Genomic DNA, 19,688 nt, shown 5'->3' with positions numbered 1-19,688 from the left:
TTGGGGCATCGCTTTGTCCTTGCCGCATCGCAGGCCCGCCGGGCTGGCAGATTTATTGACCTGAAAGGGAATTGAATGAACAAGGCACTTACCGACGGGGTGGTTTTCATGCCGCCCCCCTTCGCCGATGGTCTGAACGTATGGTCAAGCGAGGATGGCACCCCCGGATCCAACACCTATGACGGCGCGTTTAATGCCGCTTTGGTGCCCGCTGATCAGGATTTTGACAGCTGTCTGGAAATCTTTAAAAACGACGATAATGTCAAACTGACCTATATGGGCCAGACCCCCTTTGAACAGGGCTGTTATCTGCGCATTTCAGCCAAGGTAAAGGCGGTGAGCGGCCCGTTACCAAACGTGCGCGCGGTGGCCTGGGCGGCGAAGTCAGGTGGCAGCCACGCCACCGGCTATGTCGAACAGGGACCCAGTGTTCCGCTAACAGCATACGGCGAAGTGGTTGAAGTTTCAGCCATTATCGGATCGGGGTCGCGCAATGGGGTCGATATGATCTGGGGCGCGGATGTGGCCTATGCGCATCTTGGGTTGGAAATGACCGGATCCAATGGCGGGATTGTCCGTATTGATGAGATCGTCATTCAGGATATCACCGGTGCGTATCTGCGCGATATGATGGACTGGGTGGATGTGCGCGATTTTGGGGCCGCCGGGGATGGTGTCACCAATGACCGCGATGCGTTTTTGGCGGCGGATGCTGCGGCCAACGGGCGTACGGTGTTGATCCCCGAGGGGGTGTATCGCATTACATCGAACTTGACCTTACATTCGGATGTGCGTTTTGAAGGCACGATTTCGATGCCTGACAACGTCTATCTGTCGCTGACCCGAAGCTTTGATCTGCCCACTTATATTGACGCGTTTGGCGACGAGATGCTGGGGTTCAAAAAGGCGTTTCAGGCGCTGTTGAATTATGCGGACCATGAGGTTCTGGACATGTGCGGGCGGCGGTTGGATGTGACCGCACCGATTGATATGCAGGATGCGGTCAATACAATGACCAAGTTCGAAATCCGCCGGGTGATCAAAAACGGCCAGTTCTATGTGATTGATGGGCCTGCGTGGGACACCAGCAGTGTGACCGCCAACGGCAGCTATAATTCCAACAATCCGTTCAAACTGACCAGTGTCTCGAATATCGCTTCGATCAAACGCGGGGATTTGATCACCGGCAATGGTGTCGGACGCGAGGTATATGTGCGCGATGTGGATGTCGCGAGCAACTCCATTACGCTTTCACAAGGGTTATGGGGGGCGAGCTCTTCGCAAAGTTATACGTTTACGCGCTTCAAGTATGTGCTTGATTTTGCAGGGTTTACCAAAGTGAATCGGATGACCCTGTCTGAGGTTGAGTTTCAATGTAACGGCGAAGCGTCCGGGGTGCGTTTGGCGCGTGATGGGGAAAATGCGATTTTCCAGGATTGCTTTTTCATCAAGCCGAAAAACCGTGGCATCACCTCTATCGGGCGCGGCTGTCAGGATTTGCACATCGAACGGTGTCAGTTCATTTCGAATGAACAAGGGCTTGCGGCCACCGCGCGCCAGTCCCTTGCATTCAACATGAACGCAAATGATGCCAAAATCCGTGACAACCGATTCCAGCGGATGGGGGGCACGGCGGTGATGCATGGGTCAAACCACATCATCCAAGGCAACCACATGTTCCAGGGGGACGAAGTTGACAAGGGGCCGCGCACGTCGGGTTTGATTTTCACCTATGAAAACAACAACACGGTTCTGACCGGCAATTACATCGACAATTGCTCGGTGGAGTTGAACAATGAACATGACCCGAAGCCCAACTTCAGTTCGGAGTATTCCTTTGGTGGCATGACCATCACCGGCAATATCTTTGTCACCATTGATGCGGCGGCTTGGTTTAACTTCATCATCATCAAGCCCTATGGCACCGGTCATTATGTGTCGGGGTTCCATGTGACGAACAACACATTCCGCACCTATTTGGGCAATATTAACCGCGTCGAGGGGGTTTCGACCACGCATGCGACGTTAAATGGTTGGAATTACCGGAATATGACCTTTGAAAATAACGCGTATTTCGGGGTTAATCAGCGAACAATTTCGCCGGTGTTGCTGGAGTATAGCCAAAACAGCAATGCGTCGACCTGGAGTTTGGATGCGGGCGAATACATGCCCTTTGGTGGCAAAGCGCGCCGCTGTTCTGGGCTGGTGTTTGAAGATGGTCTGAAAGACGGTGCCAATGCGGCGATGCACGAGATGCCATTGGTCAAGCTTGCACAGGGCAGTTCAAATGAACTGGTACAGCTGAAATGGCCGCGGGCCTGTCGTGGCAAGGTCTATGCGACGATCCGAACCGATAACCCGGTCTAAGGGTCAAGAAAACAAGTTCGCCCTGGCTCGGCTTTTGCTGTGCTGGGGCGACTTCTATTGGCCGCTGTTAGTGGTCCCTGCGCGGGGGCGGGGTTGCCACGGCCCATCGCAGTTCAAACAACAACGCCATGACAATCACACTCGCGGCGATCTGATCAAAGCTCAGAATAGAAAAGATGGTCACGTCGGGGCCTCCAGCACTGCTCTGGTTTACAGATACCTTTTGAACAGACAGGTGTTAACAAGAGATTTTCTTTTTTACGACATTGTCCGAAACTGACCATTTAGAAGGTGAATTCGTTACAATTTTTTGACCCGGATCAAGGCAGGTTTGATCTGGATAGGGTAGCTGAAGACGAATTCAACAAAGGTCAGATTAGGAGAGTAGCATATGGCTCAATCCACGGCGCGCGCGAACAGTGCAAACAGCAACCCAGCGGACAAAACCACCGTGAAAGTGGCGGCGAAACCTGCGGGAAAACCGATCGAAAAATCGGCAACACCCCCCTCGTCTGAAAGCGTGGATGTGACCGCGACACGGGCCAATGCTGCTGGGTTTCCAAATGTTGCCTCCGACGCGGGCAAGCCGACCTTTGAAAATGGCAAATACCCCTATGATGTCAAAATGGGCAAAAAGGATTACGAACGTCAGAAAGCCAAGCTTCAGGCGGAGCTTTTGAAAGTTCAGCGTTGGGTTGGTGAGACCGGTCAGAAATTTGTATTGCTGTTTGAAGGCCGGGATGCGGCAGGTAAGGGCGGAACGATCAAACGCTTTATGGAGCATTTGAACCCTCGCGAAGCTCGTGTTGTTGCGCTGAATAAACCAACCGATGCGGAACGTGGCCAGTGGTTCTATCAACGCTATGTCTCGCACCTGCCAACCAAAGGGGAAATGGTCTTTTATGACCGCTCTTGGTACAACCGCGCCGGTGTGGAACGGGTCATGGGCTTCTGTACGCCCAACGAATATCTCGAATACATGCGTCAGACCCCGGAATATGAACGCATGCTGACGCGTTCTGGCATTCGCCTTTACAAATACTGGTTCTCGGTCACACGAGAAGAGCAAAAGCGCCGTTTTGACAGCCGTAAAGATGATCCGTTGAAGCGTTGGAAGCTGAGCCCGGTCGACGTGGCGTCCTTGTCGAAATGGGATGATTATACCGAGGCGAAAGAGGCGATGTTCTTTTACACCGACACCGCAGATGCACCTTGGACCATCATCAAGTCGAACGACAAGAAGCGTGCGCGCCTGGAATGTATGCGCCACTTCCTGTCCACCGTGGAATATCCCGACAAAGACCACGAGCTGGTGAACAATCCCGATCCGCTCATTGTCGGACACGCCAGTCAGGTGATCCACAACGCGAGCCATATTCTCGGGGCCAGCCTGCATCCGGATCAACGCCACAGCAGCTAAGTCGTCGGACTGGCGGCCAGTAACACTGAAGGGCAGTGGGGAAACCTGCCGCCCTTTTCCGTATGGGGCAACGGCATCTTGTGTCTGGGCCTGTGACCGCTAGACTGATCACCATATTGATAACAGGTGATTATGATGGATCGACGTTTCTTCTCTGCCAGCGTGGCGGCATTGGTGCTTTCGGGCTGTATGGGATCAACAGGGGGAGGGGGGCCGCAGTCCAGTGCGAAACCTGTGGGCCGGTCGCGTGTTGCGGTTGTGGCCAACCCGGATTTTGACCGCTGGCTGGCGGGCGCGCGCGGACGTGCCAAGGCACGCGGCATTTCTGATAAAACCCTGTCGCGCAGCTTTCCGACCATTGGCTATTTGCCCGACGTGATCAAAACGGATCGCAACCAAAGCGAGTTTAAGCGCAGTTTTGAGGATTACATGGCGATTGCCACATCAGAAAGCCGCGTGGCAACGGGGCGGGCGATGTTATCCAAACACGCAGCCCTCTTTTCGAAGATCGAAGCCAAATATGGTGTCGAAAAGGAGGTTGTCGCCGCGGTGTGGGGGCTTGAGAGCCGCTATGGTTCCCGCCGCGGCGATATCCCCACACTATCGGCCCTGGCAACGCTCGCCTATGACGGACGGCGCGGCGCATTTTTTGAAAAGCAACTGATTGCAGCACTGCAGATTATCCAGCGCGGGGATATCTCGCCCGCGCGCATGAACGGCAGCTGGGCAGGTGCAATGGGGCATACGCAGTTCATCCCCACCAGCTATCAGGCGTTTGCGGTGGATTTTGACGGCGATGGTCGCCGGGATATCTGGGACGATGACCCGACCGACGCTTTGGCCTCGGCTGCGGCCTATCTGTCGCGCAATGGCTGGGTGACGGGCGCGCGCTGGGGACGCGAAAGTGCGGGGGGGGATATTGCCCCGGCGGGTGCTGAGGGGCCGCGGTTCTCTGCTGGTCCGAACTATAAGGTTCTGGGGCGGTATAATAACGCGCAGAAATACATCATCGGGGTTGGCATCTTGTCTGATCTGTTGGCCGGGCGTGGGGGGCTTCGGCACCGGTTTGGGCCGGATGCCAATGGCATGCGCTTGGCCGACCGGATCCGCTTGCAAAAGGCTTTGGCGCGCGCGGGTTATGATGTGGGGGAACCGGATGGTGTCATCGGTCCAAAGACAATTGCCGCTGTTCGAAGCTTTGAGCAAAGTCGGGGGCTGGCCGTGACCGGCAAGCCATCGATAGGGCTGTTGGCCAAACTCTGACTTCGCGCTTGCCGGGGGGCGAAATTGCCCCTACGCATGTTCGGATGACATATTCAGAGCAAACATATTCCTATCACGCGCGTGCGGCCCTGACCCTTGGGTTGCCGCTGATCGGGTCACATCTGGCGCAATTTGCGATCCAGATTGTCGATACGGTTATGCTTGGCTGGTACGGCGTTGAAGCGCTGGCGGCTGTGGTCCTGGCGGGCACGTTCTTTTTTGTGCTGCTGATCATGGGATCAGGCTGTGCGTGGGCGGTGATGCCGATGGTGGCGTCCGCGTCAGAGGCGGGTGATGACACCAAAGTGCGCCGGGTGACGCGTATGGCGTTCTGGGCGTCTGGAATTGTCGGCATCGTTGTCATGCCGCTATTGTGGTGGTCGGAACCTTTGCTGCTGGCGATGGGGCAAGACCCTGACCTGTCCGCTGTGGCGCAAGATTACCTGCGCATCGCGGGCTGGGGGCTTTTCCCGGCGCTGGGCATTATGGTGCTGAAAAGCTATCTGTCTGCGCTGGAACTGACACGCGTTGTGCTTTGGGGCACTTTGTTTGCCGCCGTGTTGAACGGGTTTTTGAATTATGTGCTGATTTTCGGGAATTTTGGCGCGCCAGAATTGGGTGTACGCGGGGCGGCGATTGCGTCTTTGACGGTGCAGCTGGCGGCCTTTCTGGCCTTGGCGATTTACGCCGCGAAAGCCTTGCCGGAGCATACGTTGTTTCACCGTATGTGGCGCCCGGATTGGGAAGCTTTGCGGGAAGTCAGCCGGATGGGCAGTCAAATTGGCCTGACATCGCTGGCCGAAGCGGGGCTGTTTTCAGCCTCAACCGTGGTCATGGGCTGGATCGGCACCTTGGAGTTGGCCGCGCACGGTATTGCGCTTCAGATCGTGTCGGCATTTTTCATGGTGCATATTGGCCTGTCCAATGCGGCCACTGTGCGGGCAGGGCGCGCGCTGGGCCGTAAGGACGAAGCGGGCTTACGCAAAGGGGCTTTGGTCATCACGTCCATTTCGGTTTTGTTTGGGGTGATCTCGGTGGTGATTTTCCTTGGGCTGCCGCATCAGATGATTGGCTTGTTCCTGGATCCGAACGAAGTGCTGCGCGATGATATCCTGCGGGTTGGCACATCGCTTTTGGCGGTGGCGGCGCTGTTTCAATTTGCGGATGCGGCTCAGGTCATGGCCCTGGGGCTATTGCGCGGGGTGCATGACACCAAAGTGCCAATGATCATCGCCACCATCAGCTATTGGATCATCGGGATGCCGATGTCGTATTTTCTGGGCATAAGCTGGGGGTATGGTGGTGAAGGGGTCTGGATGGGTCTGGTCATTGGCCTTGCGATTGCCGGTGTGTTCATGAGCTGGCGGTTCTGGACAAAGTCCTCTCGTATTGGGGTGCCGGTGGGGTAGGCTGTGGTGGTGATCGGCGTGTTCTGCGCCACAACCTGAGCCATCTTGCGAAACAGCTGGTTTGATCCGTAAGTGATGGTGTTGACCGACCTGAGTACACCCTCATGCTGGGGCGCGTCCAAGGTCTGCTTTGAGCCCACAAAGGCGGATGCTGCAAGAGCAACGAATGGCTGGTTCGTAAAAAAAATTTCGCAAGCGGGAATATTTTCGCCGCCCATCCGTATTTGTTTTGTCTGCGGCTTGGCAGGCTTGAAAAAACTGGAGAAGACTATGTCGTTCAAATCCCTTGCTCTGGCCAGCGCTGCGCTGGTCGCAACCACTGTTTTTGCATTCGCCGATGGCCACGGGGCCGCGCCCGCAGCTACAGGAAAATTCAACGGAGAGATCTACCTGATGGATGCGCAGAAGATGACGCTCTACACCTTTGACAAGGACCAGAAAGGCACATCCAACTGCTATGATGGTTGCGCCGCTAAATGGCCGCCGCTGATGGGGAACGCAGAAATGGCGTTGGAGAAGGGTTACAGCTTGATCGAACGCAAGGATGGTGGCCTGCAGGTCGCTTATGAAGATCAGCCGCTCTATCTGTGGTTCAAAGACCAAAAGCCAGGTGACATGACCGGTGACGGTGTTAAAGGTGTTTGGCATACGGCGCGCCCCTAATTTCAGGAATTGGGGATGGGCCTTGTCCATCCCCATTACCCCTTATGATCCAATCATTTGAAACCCAGCTTGAAACCTGTCTGCCAGATCTCTGGCGCTATGCTTGGTCGCTGACGCGCGATCAGGACGCCGCAGATGATCTGGTGCAAGACTGCATCGAACGCGCGCTACGAAAGCGTTTGTTATGGTTGCCCGGGCGACCTCTGAAACCTTGGTTGACCAAGATGCTACTCAACATTTTTCGCGACCGTTGGCGAAGCGAAACGCGCTTTCCCACCGTTGATCTTGATCAGGTCGGAGATCTGGCCGCAATCACCAGTACGGCGGAAGAGCGGCTTGAAATCAAAGAGGTCTGGCGCAGCATAGAAAAAGTTCCGCGAGACCAGCGCGAGGCTTTGCTGGCGGTTGTAATTGCTGGGTTGAGCTATGACGAGGCGGCAAAGGCGCTCGGCATTCCCAAGGGAACGCTGATGTCGCGCATTTCGCGTGCACGCGCTAAGATCAAGACTGATGTTGGCGCATCAGCCATCACACAAATCAGGAGCGTGAAATGACCCTGAAGACATCCGTGGAAGAGTTGATTGCGCGCAGCATTGACGCAGAGCTTTCCGCCGAAGAACAAGACCGCCTAGAGGCCCATCTGGCCACGCACCCCGAACACCGATCATTGCACGATGCGCTTCGCCGTCAATCGTCGTTGATTGACAAGGCGGTCCCTGTGCCTTCAGCGGCGCGGCTTCGCAGCTTGCGAGGTCAGGTTCACAGCACGCCAAGCCCCGTTTGGAACATTGCCGCATCTATCGCCATTTTTGCCGTTGGTCTTGGGGTTGGCTATGCGGTATCGCTTCGCAACGGCGAGGTGGGCACAGATCTTGCGGTGTTTGCAGAACAGGCAACAGCCGCGCATGCCCTCTACGTCGGTGAGGTCTTGCACCCTGTCGAAGTCGCCGCCCACGAAAAAGATCATTTGCAAACTTGGCTGTCGAACCGACTTGGCGCAACGATTATTGCGCCGCAACTGGGCAAAACCGGATATACTCTTATTGGCGGGCGTCTTCTGCCTGCGGGCGATCATGCCTCGGCTCTTTTTATGTATGAGAACCGCGATGGCGACCGGCTCAGCCTTATGGCCACGCATGGCGCTACAACACAGCGTCGGTCGTTCAGATATCATGAGGAAGACAGCTTCTTGACGGTTTACTGGCAAGATGGGCCTTGGCAGTATTCATTGGTGGGCGATCAGGCGCGCGACCCAATGGGTCAGATAGCACGAGAGATTCAGGAACAGCTCATATAAAGTCGAAACTGGTCCGCCTCAGTCACAACACAGCTTAAGCAGACGAAAAGCTTGTGCTTTCGAAGAAAAATCATCTGTCCGCTCAAAAAGCAGCCATTTGCGTAGCCGCAGCGAATTGGCGCTTTGTCAGCGGAGCTGTGATTGAGCCGAATACATCCTTACCCATACCGTTGATGGAGTTCTTTCTCGATCGCCAACCGGGTCTGAAGATCTGCCAAGATCTTCATTTCAGCCTTGCGGGGGGCGTCATCTGTCAGCGATGCCAATCGTGCCCGTGAGGCCGCAATCTCCTCGGTCAGCGTGACCACTGGCGGCTTTGCTTTGGCTTCCACCATCAAGCGGTTAAAAAGCGCGTCTTTGGGGCTGTGGCCGTGATCAATGGGTTTGCCTTCACCGGGCAAATTGTCAAAGGCGCCCTCTTCTTTCGCTTGTTGCAGCTTTTCATTGATCAACGCGTCAAGAGGATGGGGCATGGGATCACCCTTTTAACATACGGTCGGCTTTTTTGCGCACCAGCACGGATCTTAGATCATGCATCGCCAACAACAGCGCATCAGTGACCTCTTCCAGATCCTCATCGGCCGCTTTGGATTGCGCCCAGTGGGTTGTGGTGTTCAGATAATCCACCGCACGCAGAATATCGTCGATATCACGTTTTGCCAAAATCGCGCGCCGTTCTTCCATCCAGTTTTGAATGGCCGCAGCGTCGTCATCAGACAATTGGCGGTCGCCCTGCGGTCGGATCTCGCCATTGCGGATGTTGACGACGGCGATTTGGTCCATGTCGATACGGCGCTGGCGGTTCTCGGTATCCACACGAAAAACAAAGGCCCCGTTGTCACGCACACGGAAATAATATTCTGGCAGTTCAGTGGCCATCGGTCGCTCCTTGATCACATTCAACATATATCAGAGACGGTGGCGTGTTGAAATGTTGCATTCTGCGTCACAGGGGGGAATTTGCTGCCCCCAACGACACGGGGGGGGGCAGCGGTTTTGTTAGCTGAGCTCGGCGCAGAAGGTTTGAATGCGGGTGCAGGCCTCACGCAGGGCATCATCTGAGGTCGCGTAGCTGACGCGAAAGTTGGGGCTAAGGCCAAAGGCCGCGCCAAACACTACCGCCACGCCGGTTTCCTCAAGCAGGGCCTTGGCGAAGATCTCGTCGTTTTCAATCAAGGTGCCTGCTTTGGTAACCTTCCCGATGCAGCCTTTGATCGACGGGTAGACGTAAAACGCCCCATCCGGCACCGGGCATTCCAACCCTTTGGCTTGGTTCAACATCTCAACCACCAGATCGCGGCGGCGCACAAACACCTTGTTGTTTTCCGGGATGAAATCTTGCGTGCCATTGAGGGCCTCAACCGCCGCCCATTGGCTGACCGAACAGGGGTTGGAGGTGGATTGCGACTGGATTTTGCGCATCGCGGAAATCAGCTCCACCGGGCCCCCGGCATAGCCAATGCGCCAGCCGGTCATTGCATAGGCTTTGGACACGCCGTTACAGGTGAGGGTGCGATCAAAAAGCGCCGGTTCCACCTCGGCCGGGGTGCAGAACTCAAACCCGTCATAGGCCAAGTGTTCGTACATATCGTCGGTCATCACCCAGACATGGGGGTGGCGCAGCAACACATCGGTGAGCGCCTTAAGCTGGCCGCGGGTATAACCGGCCCCGGTTGGGTTTGAAGGCGAGTTAAAGATCAGCCATTTGGTTTTCGGCGTGATCGCCGCCTCTAGCTGTTCGGGTGTCATGCGAAAGCCGGTTTCAATCGGGCATTCGACCACAACAGGTTCGCCGCCCGCAAGCAGCACCATATCCGGATAGCTGACCCAATAGGGGGCCGGGATGATCACCTCGTCGCCCGGGTTCAGGGTCGCCATCAGCGCGTTGTACAGGATCTGTTTGCCGCCGGTGCCGACCGAGATTTGCGCCGGCGTATAGTCCAGCCCGTTTTCGCGTTTAAACTTGTCGACAATGGCTTGCTTCAACTCGGGCATACCGTCGGGGGCCGTGTATTTCGTCTTGCCCGCATCAATCGCCGCTTTGCCCGCATCTTTGATGTTTTGTGGCGTGTCGAAATCAGGTTCCCCTGCGCCCAGACCAATCACATCACGCCCTGCGGCCTTCAGCTCGTTTGCGAGGGTCGAAACAGCAATGGTCGGAGAAGGTTTAACGCGGTTCAATGTCGCAGAAAGGAAAGCCATGTGTCACCTCTGTTTGTATCTTGTTCCCGAAGCTTCTAGGCTGCGCAGGAATTGCGTTCAAGCATGTTGACCAAAAAGGGGCATTTCGATGAGTGAGACTGACAACACAGGCGGGTGGTACTCGGAACACGAAGCTACATTCGGCGATCGTATGGCGGGGGCGCGTGAAGCTGTCGGAATGACACAATCTGACCTGTCGCGCCGTTTGGGGGTTAAGATCAAAACGCTGCGCAGCTGGGAAGAGGATCTGTCAGAGCCGCGTGCCAATAAGCTGCAGATGGTGTCGGGCGTCTTGAACGTCTCGCTGAAATGGTTGCTGACCGGCGAGGGAGAAGGGGTCGATCAGCCCGAACTTGACGACAATGGAATTCCAGAAATTCGCGACATTCTGATCGAAATTCGGGATATTAAAACGCAGATGACCGCCTCGGCTGATCGTTTGGGACGTCTTGAAAAGAAACTACGCAAACGGATGGACGGAGGTGAATTGTGAATACCCCACAAGACGATGAACAAAAACGGGCCCAGAATGATGCGCTGAATGCTCTTCTGAGCGAGCTTCCGACCGGGGCCGAAAATGAAACCCCTGAACATCGGCTAAAACGACTGTCAATGCGGTCGATGCGGCGGGGAATCAAAGAGATGGATATCATCCTGAAAAAATATTCAGACGGCCATCTGAACAAAATGTCGGCGGACGATCTTGACCACTACGAACGCCTATTGGCGGAAAATGATCAGGATTTGTACCAATGGGTCAGTGGTCAAGTCGCTGCCCCGAAACGATTTTCGGTGTTGATCGAAGAGATTGCAGCCTATGCTGGGGCGCGGTGACGCGCGCCCTTTGATTTATCGAAAATTTTCCCTAACTACCTTAGGTATTTAACTGAATATTCTGATTTTGCTCTGAAAACTGGTCGACAAGTAAAATGTCGGAGTAACGAATGAGCATGCATTCCCCAATTGCGCAGACCGTCAACCAGACTTTTGTGAGCCAGTATTTGGACTCACTCGCGCTGGTCGAACGTCTGCATCGACTGCTTCTTGATGTGATCAAGGACGAGTTTGAACGTGTCGGTGTTCTGGAGGTGAACGCCGTCCAGGCCCTGTTGTTGTTTAACATCGGAGACAATGAAGTCACCGCTGGCGAGTTAAAGTCCCGAGGGTATTACCAAGGGTCCAATGTCTCGTATAACCTGAAGAAGCTCGTCGAAATGGGGTTCATGCATCATCAACGATGCGAAGTTGACCGCCGTTCCGTGCGCGTGCGTTTGACGGAACGAGGCCGGGCCATTCGCGATGTGGTCGGTGGGCTGTTTGAACGACATGCCGAAGGGTTGCAATCCCGCGGTGTTTTAGGACCTGAAGGGGTTGAAGAGATCAATTCGGCACTGAAGCGTGTGGAACGGTACTGGATGGATCAAATTCGGTATATCTATTGAGGGTGATCTGCAAAGTGGCCTGGCGTGGGCGCGGCTTGCCGCTTTTGCAATGCTTTTGGTTCCTGCCAAGAGAGGACCATGCCAGATAGTTCGCGTAGCAGTTTTTTCGCCATCGCATCAGCATAGGCATCAAACCCGTTTGCCTGCTCTACAAAACTGAACAGGCCTTGCGTTACAAGCTCTTCAAAATAGCGCACCAACTCGCTGGCGCCAGCCTCGCGCTCGGTTGGCGACGGGGCGATGACCAAGGCGTTGATCGTAATCGCGCTTACATCTGGGAAATGGCGAACGTCCTGCGGTCGCGGCCCGGCGTTAGACATCCCATCCCCGGAAATATCGAGCGTGTGTTGCCAACAATTTGGGCGTTGCGCCAAAAGAGCGGCCCCATATGAAATAGAGGTGCCCAGCCCAGTTGAGGGATCCATTGGAAGGCGTTGGGTCTGTGCCAATTGTTCCGCCACAATTCCCAAATCATTTGCGGTTTGAATGCTGCGCCACCCGGTTAACATCCGTTGGTCGCTGGGCCCGCTCCATTCATAAATCGCTAAGGCTACGGGGGCGTTGGGCTGGGCCAAAAAAGCAGTTTGGACATCCTTTTGTCGCAACGCGACCGCCAACCCATCGAGTTGCAGCCGGTATTCCTTGGCATCAACAGACCCCGAGACATCCAACCCCAACGCTAAGGCCTGACGACAGGTCTCGGCCGTGCCAGGGGAGGCGGTTGATGCCAGGATGACAAACCCAACAACCCAATTGCGCATGTTACCAGCTTCCGATGCTTTCCATGCTTGCCCATGGTTCCTGTTTTGGCAGGGCCTCGCCCCTTTGCAAAAACTCGATAGAAATATTGTCAGGTGATCTCACAAAAGCCATGCGCCCATCATGCGGCGGGCGATTGATCACCACACCGTTGTCGGCAAGGTGTTGGCACATCTCGTAAATATTCTCTACTTCATAGGCGAGATGGCCGAAATGGCGGCTGTCTGTGGGCAGGCCTTCATCGCCATCCCAATTATGGGTGAGCTCAACGGGGCATTCAGGCTGACCGGGAGGCGCCATGAAAATCAATGAAAACCGCCCTTGTTCAAAATCACGACGGCTGATCACTTCCAACCCCAGCAATTCAAAAAATGCGATGGTTTTGTCCAGATCCTTGACCCGAACCATGGTGTGCAGATAGCGGATATCCATCTCAATCTCTCCTTTGACTGGCACAAGCCTAGCAGAACTTAAACCGAGGGAAAGGTTAGAAATTCGAGGTCAGCGAAAGCCCGAGCGCCGTTTCGTTGGTGCTGTAGAGTGAGACATTCGAGTTTGTGTGGCGGTGGCGCAGTGTCACGACAGGAGAGAAGCCCAGATGGCCAAGTGTGTTAAGGGTGATGGCCGCGTTTGCCTCAATGCTGGTGTCATGCCGTCCATCGGCTGCATAGCGTGAAACGTCATAAGAACGCGTGCTGGCTTGTACGCCCATTGAGACATCCATACCTGCAATTGGTTTTCCCAAAGCAACATCCACTCCTGCGCGAAACTCTTTGTATTCGCGGGATAAACTTTCTGAAAAGCTTTGTTGGTAATCGCCGGAAAGCGTCCAGCGATGCCCCAGTGCGGGCAAGCTATAACGTACTCCAAAAGATCCGATGTAGGTGTTTGGGGTTTCGTCGTCCTGATGATCTTGAAGATCAAAACGCGTGCGCAGGCTTAGCCTTTTGCCGGCTGAAAGACGCCAATGCACGTCCGCGCCAAGGCCTGCGAAATTGGATAGGGGCGCGTTGCCGTACCAATTGCGCCCCAGGCGGGCGGACAGATCAAGCCGTGTGCCTTTGTTCGAAATGATATGTTGGTGCTTGAAGGTCAGGGCCGCAGAGGTATAGCGAAAATCCCCACCTTTGGCGGTTGGGGCGGCCTCTTTTGCGTCATCACTTAACCATGTTTCCCGATGATAGGCCTGAAATCCCAAAGATGTCCGGGAGCGTTGCGTTTCCTTCAGGCGATAGGAGATATCGGCGGTTGCAAAGGCCTGAAACCCGGACAGCGCCTTTGCATCGTCTGACAAGGCAAATGGGAACCCAAACAGCGTGATCGTATCCTTAGACGACCCACCGTTGACATTGGAACTGGGGTTCATGCCAAAGCCGAGATTGACGCGCCACGGGTTCGTCGCGCGAACATAGTTGAAATCTCGCCGTAATTGCGCTTTTTGGGCCGGTGTTGTGGCGTGATCAGATGCGCGCCGCAACCAGATTTGCGCGCGGGTTTTGCTGCCTGCCGAAGACAAGGCTTGCGCCGTGATCAAGGAGGCTGCGAATTTCGCGTTGGGTGTTTTGGCCAATTTCCACGCGCGGCGCGCGGACTTTCGAGCGGCGGAAAACTTGCCCAAATCCCGCTCTGCCCGTGATTTCAGGATCAAAATACCAAATTGATCAGGGGAAACCTTTAAAAGTGCATCGGCCAAGGCCAAGGCAAGCGCAGGGTTATGTGCAGCCAAAGCCGCGCGCGCGGTTTGGTGCATTTGCACCGGGGACAGCGTGACGGATTGCGCCTGACCCGAAAGCGGGGACAGGGCCAATAGGCCAGCAATAAGCCAAGGTTTCAAACGTGTCATCGGATCAACGGTACAGAATAAAGCCGCCTGTTTCGCGGATTGTGACGCTGTCGTTGCCGGGATCTTTGCCGTCGATCACAACGATGCCTGCCACTTCCATATCTGCACCTTCGCCAGCAAGAACGGCGTAATAATTGCCATTTTCAAGGACAACACCTGAATGGCTACTGCTGATGCCGTTGGTCAATTCGCCAGCGGAATTTAAGGTATCCGAGCTTACGGTGAGGGTTAAGGTGGGTAGGTAAACCGCGTTGGCCGGATTGGTTGGCTCGCTCGGACCCGTCGGTTGGTTTGGGGTGGTTGGAAGATCGACCCAACCATCAGAGCTGGCGTTGTCGGCGTTGATTTCTGTGACATAGGTGCTGGTCAGGTTGATGCCATCGAGACTATAAACCTGACGCTTGGTAATGCGACCTTTCACGGCGTCGCCTGCGTTGAAGTCATTGAAATCAATGTCCAACACCATATCGCCGGTGGTGTATTCCAGCCCGGCCTGGCCGTTAAAGTCGCGCAAACCGGCATAGTCGCCGCTAAATGTTGCTTGTCCGGAAGTGGGCAACACCACGCCCCCATTGCGTTCATACATAAAGCCGCCAAAACCATAACCCCGATAGGCGCCCGTGCGCACAACAGCAAATTGGCTGACGGGTGTGCCATCGGCATTGGTGTTTTTGCTGATGCCAAGGATGGCCTTATGACTGAATTGGTTGATCGGCGTGCCGGTTACGCTGTCTTTGAATGTTGAGGCGTTTTCATACACGCGGTAGCTGCGTAAGGTCGCCACATCATCGTCTTGCGTGTATTCATTGGCGCCATCAAACGCGAGGTTGTCGACGGTGAATGTGTTGCTCGCCTCATCGTAGGTGATGGACTGGGCATAGCCGTTGCCATTTCCATCCTCAGCTTCATAACGTTCAACCGAGCTGCCTGACCCGGGGTCTTCTGTCCCAGGGGGAAGCTCTGTTTCCGCAGGCTTTGGATTGGTCAACGGGTTGTATTGGCCATTACAGGCCCCCAGTGCTGTTAAAACAGCTCCTGCCACTAGTAGTTTTTTCATTGACCTGCCCCTCAAGGGATATTTCGATTTAGTTTTTTTCATATCAGGGCGGGGTGGGGGTGATTTGTCAAGTTTCCCTTGGCCTTAGATGATTTTTGCCGGTGGGTGTTGTGCGCTTGCGTCGCTTGCGCTGCCTCGATGGGCGGCCATCTATTGTGCGGATTTTCCGGTATATAGCAGTTTAGCAATCACCTGCGCCTAGATATAGTGGCGCCAGACACAGCCACAGAGAGATTCGTCATGCCCCTTACCCCTGAGCAGAAAGCCGAGATTGAAGAGCAGCGCAGCCAGCCCCAAACGACCTTGCGTGCCGTCAGTGAGGGGATGGAAAAGCATCTCTATACCGCGCATGAGGTGCTGGACCACGGCTTTGTCCGCGTCATTGATTACATGGGGGATGATGCTGCGATTTGTCAGGCGGCGCGGGTGAGTTACGGCAAGGGCACCAAATCTGTGCAAAACGACGAGGGGCTTATCCGCTACCTCATGCGGCACTGGCATTCGACCCCGTTTGAGATGTGCGAAATTAAGCTGCATGTGAAATTGCCGGTGTTTGTGGCGCGTCAATGGATCCGTCACCGGACGGCGAATGTGAACGAATACTCCGCGCGGTATTCGATCTTGGATCGGGAGTTTTATATCCCGGCGCCCGAGCATGTGGCGGCGCAATCGGTGGTGAACAACCAAGGGCGCGGGGCAACGCTTGAGGGGGAAGAGGCCGCACGGGTTCTGGAAATCCTTAAGGCCGACAGCAACCGGGCCTATGACAATTACGAGGCGATGATTTCAGACGACGGGCAACAGGGGCTGGCGCGCGAGCTTGCGCGGATGAACCTTCCGGCGAATATTTATACCCAGTGGTATTGGAAAGTGGACCTGCACAACCTGTTCCACTTCCTGCGCCTGCGGGCCGACCATCACGCACAATATGAAATCCGCGTTTACGCCGACGCCATGTGCAAAATCGTCGCCGACTGGGTGCCCGCCGCCTACGGCGCGTTTGAGGATTACCGCATGGGCGGGGCCAATATGTCCGGCCGCGCGATGGAGTGCATTCGCCGGATGTTAAAGGGCGAAGAGGTCACGCAGGAAAACTCCGGCATGTCGAAGGGCGAATGGCGTGAGTTTGAGGGTGAGTTGAAGGGGTGATGAACGGTCGGGGCTAAGCCCTGATCATTTGATCTGGGGGATCAAATGAAGTGAAGAACAGGCGCGCTGTGAGGCGCGGCCAACTCTCAATTATGGAGGGGTAGAATGCAATTTGGAAAAACTGGTGGCTTAAATGTCTATGAGAAACGGATTGTTAGGGGGTTCTTAAATGAGCACTGGCGTGCACAGGATATTGTTACTGAGATTAACTCTTTTCGTCCCTGCACGGTAAATGTCGGGAGAATCTACGACGTTCGCGATGATCCAAACCAAAAGGCCGCTGCTAAAAAGGAGTTGGAAGAATATCGAGCCTTTAAGCGGTCGTTTGACGCTCAAACGGGTTTGAGCCCGTTTTTGGATGAAAGGTTGGTTAAGTCGCGTGAAGCTATGTTGTTAGCTGTTCAGGTATTTAACAGTCCCGCCATCAGCTTTCGAGCTGAAACCTTTTCAGTGCTCGCCGTGATTGCGTGGACCTATCTTGCGATCGAATTCGCAGATGAAAACGACCTCCCAACCAAACGGCAAAATGGTAGTGCAATTTCACTTTCCGATTTTTTGAAGCATAACGGATGCCCCTTTTCCGAAGGTATCAAGAACAATCTCAAGGCTGTTATTAGCATTCGGGATAGCGTAGAGCACAATCTGGTCGGCCCACGTATCGGTGACTGGTTGGGGGTGTTCCAAGCTTGTTGTGTCAACTATGAAAAGAAGATTGTTGAACTTTTTGGCGAACGGCTTTCGCTTTCAAAAGAGTTAGCTTTCTCACTTCAATTTTCTGGAATCTCTATTGAGCAGTCCGAAACAATGCTCCGGTCCGAGCTGCCACAAGCAATTAAAGCGATTAACTCGGAAGTTTTTGATGGGCTGACAGAAGACCAACAATCTGACCAAGAATTCCAATTTTCTGTTGTTTACACCACTGTTGCAGGTTCGAAGTCATCTTCTTTTGTGCGCTTTATTTCGCCAGATAGTGCTGAAGGCGAGGACGTGAAAAACGTTTTAGTGAAGCATAAACCCTCTGCCTTAACTCACCCGTTTTTGGCGGGGCAGGTTGTTATTGAGGTGAATAATCGTACTGGTGGTCAATTTAACCAGCATATGCATACGCAAGCTTGGAAGTCCAAGAAAGTTCGACCAGTGGGTGGGGTGGAAAGGCCGGAGAAAACAAATTTGGATTATTGCTACTACAACCCAACATACAAAAGTTATTCCTACAATGAGCGATGGGTCCAACTGCTTTGCAAAGAGGTCGGTTGCTAAATAGATAATCAGTATTAAGCACAGGCTATGAGTAACCCCAAAAAAAAGAAAACCCCCGCCAATCTCAAGATCAGCGGGGGTCTCACATTACTCGCAGCATGGCGCATGTTCGGGAAGCGTAAAACCGGTTCCCACTTTTACGCAACATGCTTGCGGGAAAATGCTTAGGCCAGCTCGAGGTTACCAGCTGAAGTTTTACCGTTACGACCTGTTTCCAGCTCAAAGGTAACTTTCTGGTTGTCGGCCAGGCCGGTCAGGCCAGCACGCTCAACAGCTGAGATGTGCACAAAGATATCTGCGCCGCCATCGTCAGGTTGAATGAAGCCGTAGCCTTTAGTTGTGTTGAACCATTTTACGGTGCCAGAAGCCATTTCCGTCTCTCCTAAAGTATGTCACCCGCAACATGCGGCGACCTTGGTATCGCAGTCTTGAACTTACCGACTGCGTGTAGTGAGGCGGAAGATAGTCTGTCGTACGTTTCCCACATGCAACAGAATGCGCCAAAAGGCAAGGGTTTCATTTCGGGATGGGGCGGCTTTATGTGCTTATATGTCCTTTTTCTCATTGAGTTTTAAAAGTGCGTCGGGCAATTTCTGACGGAAACGCAATGTGAGTAAAAAAGGGGGGGAAATGCGATTTTGGGGACTAAAGACCTGTGACACTTGCAAAAAGGCACAGAAGGCGTTGGCCGATGCTGGCAATACCCTTGAGGTTGTGGATGTGCGCGCGGATGGGGTGGCACCTGCGGATCTGGCGCGCTTCTATGCCGCGTTTGGTGACGCGATTGTGAATAAACGCTCGACCACATGGCGGGGATTAAATGAGGCGGAACGCGCGGGGGATCCTGTGGCGTTGATTGCCGCCAATCCGACCTTGATGAAGCGTCCCGTGGTGGAAATGGGCGATCAGATGACCCTTGGCTGGGATGCAAAAGCACGGGCCGTATGGGGGGCATGAAAAATGGCCCCAACCTTGCGGCGGGGCCAATGATCAACCGTAACCCTCGGTCAGCGCAGTTTCAGCAACCGGTCCAGCGATAACGGACCAGCGCCCTTGATCACCAACGTGATCAGCACCGCCATCCAAAACAACCGTTGATCCAGGATGACACTGTCTGGGATCCGATCAAACCAGGCGCCCAGCGTTTCGTGATGTGCAATGCCGCCGTGGCCGAACAGATCGGTCAGGGATTGCACGCTTACAAATCCAATCATGGCAAGGGCGCTTAACCGGGTGAAGAGGCCAACCGCCAACAAGAGCGGCAGGATAAACTCCGCCAAGGTTCCGGCGATGACAACCAATGTGTGAAAGGCGGTGAGCTGGCCGACGTCATAGCTCGCGGCCTCCATCGCTTTTGGGAAAATCTGCGCGTAGGCCCCAAGCGAGGGGGAGAAGATGCCAAACACCCCCGCACCAACCTTGGTCAGGCCCGAGGCCCAGAAGTACCCCAACAGGGTCGCCGCAAAGGTGAAGCGTGCCAATGTCGGCAGGACAGCGGGGGAGAGACGCTCGACCCTATCAGCCAGCGTATTGTGAAATGCCACAAGAGCGTTCATG

Annotated in this window: 22 protein-coding genes; 13 read left to right on the top strand and 9 right to left on the bottom strand. The window is 54.5% G+C overall.

The genetic code is table 11. The annotated features are described in order from the left end of the window. Nucleotides 1-75 precede the first annotated feature (75 nt). The 7 genes from KKW20_RS09400 to KKW20_RS09370 all read left to right on the top strand — a co-directional run bounded on the left by KKW20_RS09400 (nt 76) and on the right by KKW20_RS09370 (nt 8,419). Nucleotides 76-2,367, top strand: coding sequence for a right-handed parallel beta-helix repeat-containing protein (locus KKW20_RS09400; protein WP_214567614.1), 2,292 nt, complete (start codon nt 76-78; stop codon nt 2,365-2,367). Between the two features lie 391 nt (nt 2,368-2,758). Then, nucleotides 2,759-3,787 (top strand): polyphosphate kinase 2, encoded by a 1,029-nt coding sequence (gene ppk2 / locus KKW20_RS09395; protein WP_214567613.1) that lies wholly within the window; start codon nt 2,759-2,761, stop codon nt 3,785-3,787. A gap of 132 nt (nt 3,788-3,919) precedes the next feature. Further along, the gene (locus tag KKW20_RS09390) at nt 3,920-5,050 is read left to right on the top strand and encodes a lytic murein transglycosylase (protein ID WP_214567612.1); all 1,131 of its coding nucleotides are present in this window, start codon (nt 3,920-3,922) and stop codon (nt 5,048-5,050) included. Between the two features lie 44 nt (nt 5,051-5,094). Continuing rightward, nucleotides 5,095-6,459, top strand: coding sequence for an MATE family efflux transporter (locus tag KKW20_RS09385; RefSeq protein WP_214567611.1), 1,365 nt, complete (start codon nt 5,095-5,097; stop codon nt 6,457-6,459). 81 nt (nt 6,460-6,540) lie between these two features. Beyond that, nucleotides 6,541-7,122 carry a COG4315 family predicted lipoprotein gene (locus KKW20_RS09380; protein ID WP_246534527.1) on the top strand — a complete coding sequence of 194 codons (582 nt, stop codon included), beginning with the start codon at nt 6,541-6,543 and terminating at the stop codon, nt 7,120-7,122. 44 nt (nt 7,123-7,166) lie between these two features. Continuing rightward, nucleotides 7,167-7,676 (top strand): RNA polymerase sigma factor, encoded by a 510-nt coding sequence (locus KKW20_RS09375; protein ID WP_214567610.1) that lies wholly within the window; start codon nt 7,167-7,169, stop codon nt 7,674-7,676. Next, nucleotides 7,673-8,419: an anti-sigma factor family protein gene (locus tag KKW20_RS09370; protein ID WP_214567609.1), complete on the top strand. Its 747-nt coding sequence runs from the start codon at nt 7,673-7,675 to the stop codon at nt 8,417-8,419. Before KKW20_RS09375 ends, KKW20_RS09370 begins: the two co-directional genes overlap by 4 nt. Before the next feature lie 158 nt (nt 8,420-8,577). Here KKW20_RS09370 and KKW20_RS09365 read toward each other — a convergent pair whose 3' ends face one another. The 3 genes from KKW20_RS09365 to KKW20_RS09355 all read right to left on the bottom strand — a co-directional run bounded on the left by KKW20_RS09365 (nt 8,578) and on the right by KKW20_RS09355 (nt 10,621). Then, entirely contained in the window at nt 8,578-8,892 is a 315-nt protein-coding gene (locus KKW20_RS09365) for a DnaJ family domain-containing protein (RefSeq protein WP_214567608.1), read from the bottom strand. A gap of 4 nt (nt 8,893-8,896) precedes the next feature. Further along, nucleotides 8,897-9,298, bottom strand: coding sequence for a hypothetical protein (locus KKW20_RS09360; RefSeq protein WP_214567607.1), 402 nt, complete (start codon nt 9,296-9,298; stop codon nt 8,897-8,899). A 120-nt stretch (nt 9,299-9,418) separates the two neighbouring features. Beyond that, complete coding sequence (locus KKW20_RS09355; protein WP_214567606.1) at nt 9,419-10,621, bottom strand: pyridoxal phosphate-dependent aminotransferase; 1,203 nt, start codon at nt 10,619-10,621, stop codon at nt 9,419-9,421. An 88-nt stretch (nt 10,622-10,709) separates the two neighbouring features. Here KKW20_RS09355 and KKW20_RS09350 point away from each other — a divergent pair, with 88 nt between their 5' ends. The 3 genes from KKW20_RS09350 (at nt 10,710) to KKW20_RS09340 (ending at nt 12,063) form a co-directional block, all read left to right on the top strand. After that, nucleotides 10,710-11,114, top strand: a complete 405-nt coding sequence (locus KKW20_RS09350) for a helix-turn-helix domain-containing protein (protein WP_214567605.1) — start codon at nt 10,710-10,712, stop codon at nt 11,112-11,114. 119 nt (nt 11,115-11,233) lie between these two features. Continuing rightward, entirely contained in the window at nt 11,234-11,455 is a 222-nt protein-coding gene (locus KKW20_RS09345) for a succinate dehydrogenase assembly factor 2 (RefSeq protein WP_214567662.1), read from the top strand. 110 nt (nt 11,456-11,565) lie between these two features. Beyond that, nucleotides 11,566-12,063 (top strand): MarR family winged helix-turn-helix transcriptional regulator, encoded by a 498-nt coding sequence (locus KKW20_RS09340; protein ID WP_425514262.1) that lies wholly within the window; start codon nt 11,566-11,568, stop codon nt 12,061-12,063. On the opposite strand, the gene KKW20_RS09335 is transcribed toward KKW20_RS09340, so the two are convergent. From KKW20_RS09335 to KKW20_RS09320, 4 genes are read right to left on the bottom strand one after another with little or no spacing between them, the layout of a single operon-like run. Further along, nucleotides 12,057-12,824, bottom strand: coding sequence for a DUF1194 domain-containing protein (locus KKW20_RS09335; protein ID WP_214567604.1), 768 nt, complete (start codon nt 12,822-12,824; stop codon nt 12,057-12,059). The two genes, KKW20_RS09340 and KKW20_RS09335, sit on opposite strands and share 7 nt — an antisense overlap. Nucleotide 12,825: 1 nt before the next feature. Then, on the bottom strand, nt 12,826-13,254 hold the full coding sequence (locus KKW20_RS09330; protein WP_214567603.1) for a VOC family protein: 429 nt from the start codon (nt 13,252-13,254) through the stop codon (nt 12,826-12,828). 55 nt (nt 13,255-13,309) lie between these two features. Beyond that, the gene (locus tag KKW20_RS09325) at nt 13,310-14,665 is read right to left on the bottom strand and encodes a surface lipoprotein assembly modifier (protein WP_214567602.1); all 1,356 of its coding nucleotides are present in this window, start codon (nt 14,663-14,665) and stop codon (nt 13,310-13,312) included. Nucleotides 14,666-14,669: 4 nt separating this feature from the next. Further along, nucleotides 14,670-15,722, bottom strand: coding sequence for a hypothetical protein (locus KKW20_RS09320; RefSeq protein WP_214567601.1), 1,053 nt, complete (start codon nt 15,720-15,722; stop codon nt 14,670-14,672). 240 nt (nt 15,723-15,962) lie between these two features. Between KKW20_RS09320 and thyX the strand changes: the two genes are divergently transcribed. Then, complete coding sequence (gene thyX / locus KKW20_RS09315; protein WP_214567600.1) at nt 15,963-16,871, top strand: FAD-dependent thymidylate synthase; 909 nt, start codon at nt 15,963-15,965, stop codon at nt 16,869-16,871. 105 nt (nt 16,872-16,976) lie between these two features. Next, complete coding sequence (locus KKW20_RS09310) at nt 16,977-18,131, top strand: DUF3644 domain-containing protein (protein ID WP_214567599.1); 1,155 nt, start codon at nt 16,977-16,979, stop codon at nt 18,129-18,131. 164 nt (nt 18,132-18,295) lie between these two features. On the opposite strand, the gene KKW20_RS09305 is transcribed toward KKW20_RS09310, so the two are convergent. After that, on the bottom strand, nt 18,296-18,502 hold the full coding sequence (locus KKW20_RS09305; protein WP_214567598.1) for a cold-shock protein: 207 nt from the start codon (nt 18,500-18,502) through the stop codon (nt 18,296-18,298). Nucleotides 18,503-18,761: 259 nt separating this feature from the next. Here KKW20_RS09305 and KKW20_RS09300 point away from each other — a divergent pair, with 259 nt between their 5' ends. Further along, nucleotides 18,762-19,088, top strand: coding sequence for an arsenate reductase family protein (locus KKW20_RS09300; protein WP_214567597.1), 327 nt, complete (start codon nt 18,762-18,764; stop codon nt 19,086-19,088). Nucleotides 19,089-19,138: 50 nt separating this feature from the next. On the opposite strand, the gene KKW20_RS09295 is transcribed toward KKW20_RS09300, so the two are convergent. After that, on the bottom strand, nt 19,139-19,687 hold the full coding sequence (locus tag KKW20_RS09295; RefSeq protein ID WP_214567596.1) for a DoxX family protein: 549 nt from the start codon (nt 19,685-19,687) through the stop codon (nt 19,139-19,141). Nucleotide 19,688 lies beyond the last annotated feature (1 nt).

The organism is Aliiroseovarius lamellibrachiae (genome assembly GCF_018599245.1).
Classification (GTDB): Bacteria; Pseudomonadota; Alphaproteobacteria; order Rhodobacterales; family Rhodobacteraceae; genus Aliiroseovarius; species Aliiroseovarius lamellibrachiae.
Note: the sequence above shows the minus strand (reverse complement) of the source record. Positions and strands in the feature narration are given on the sequence as shown.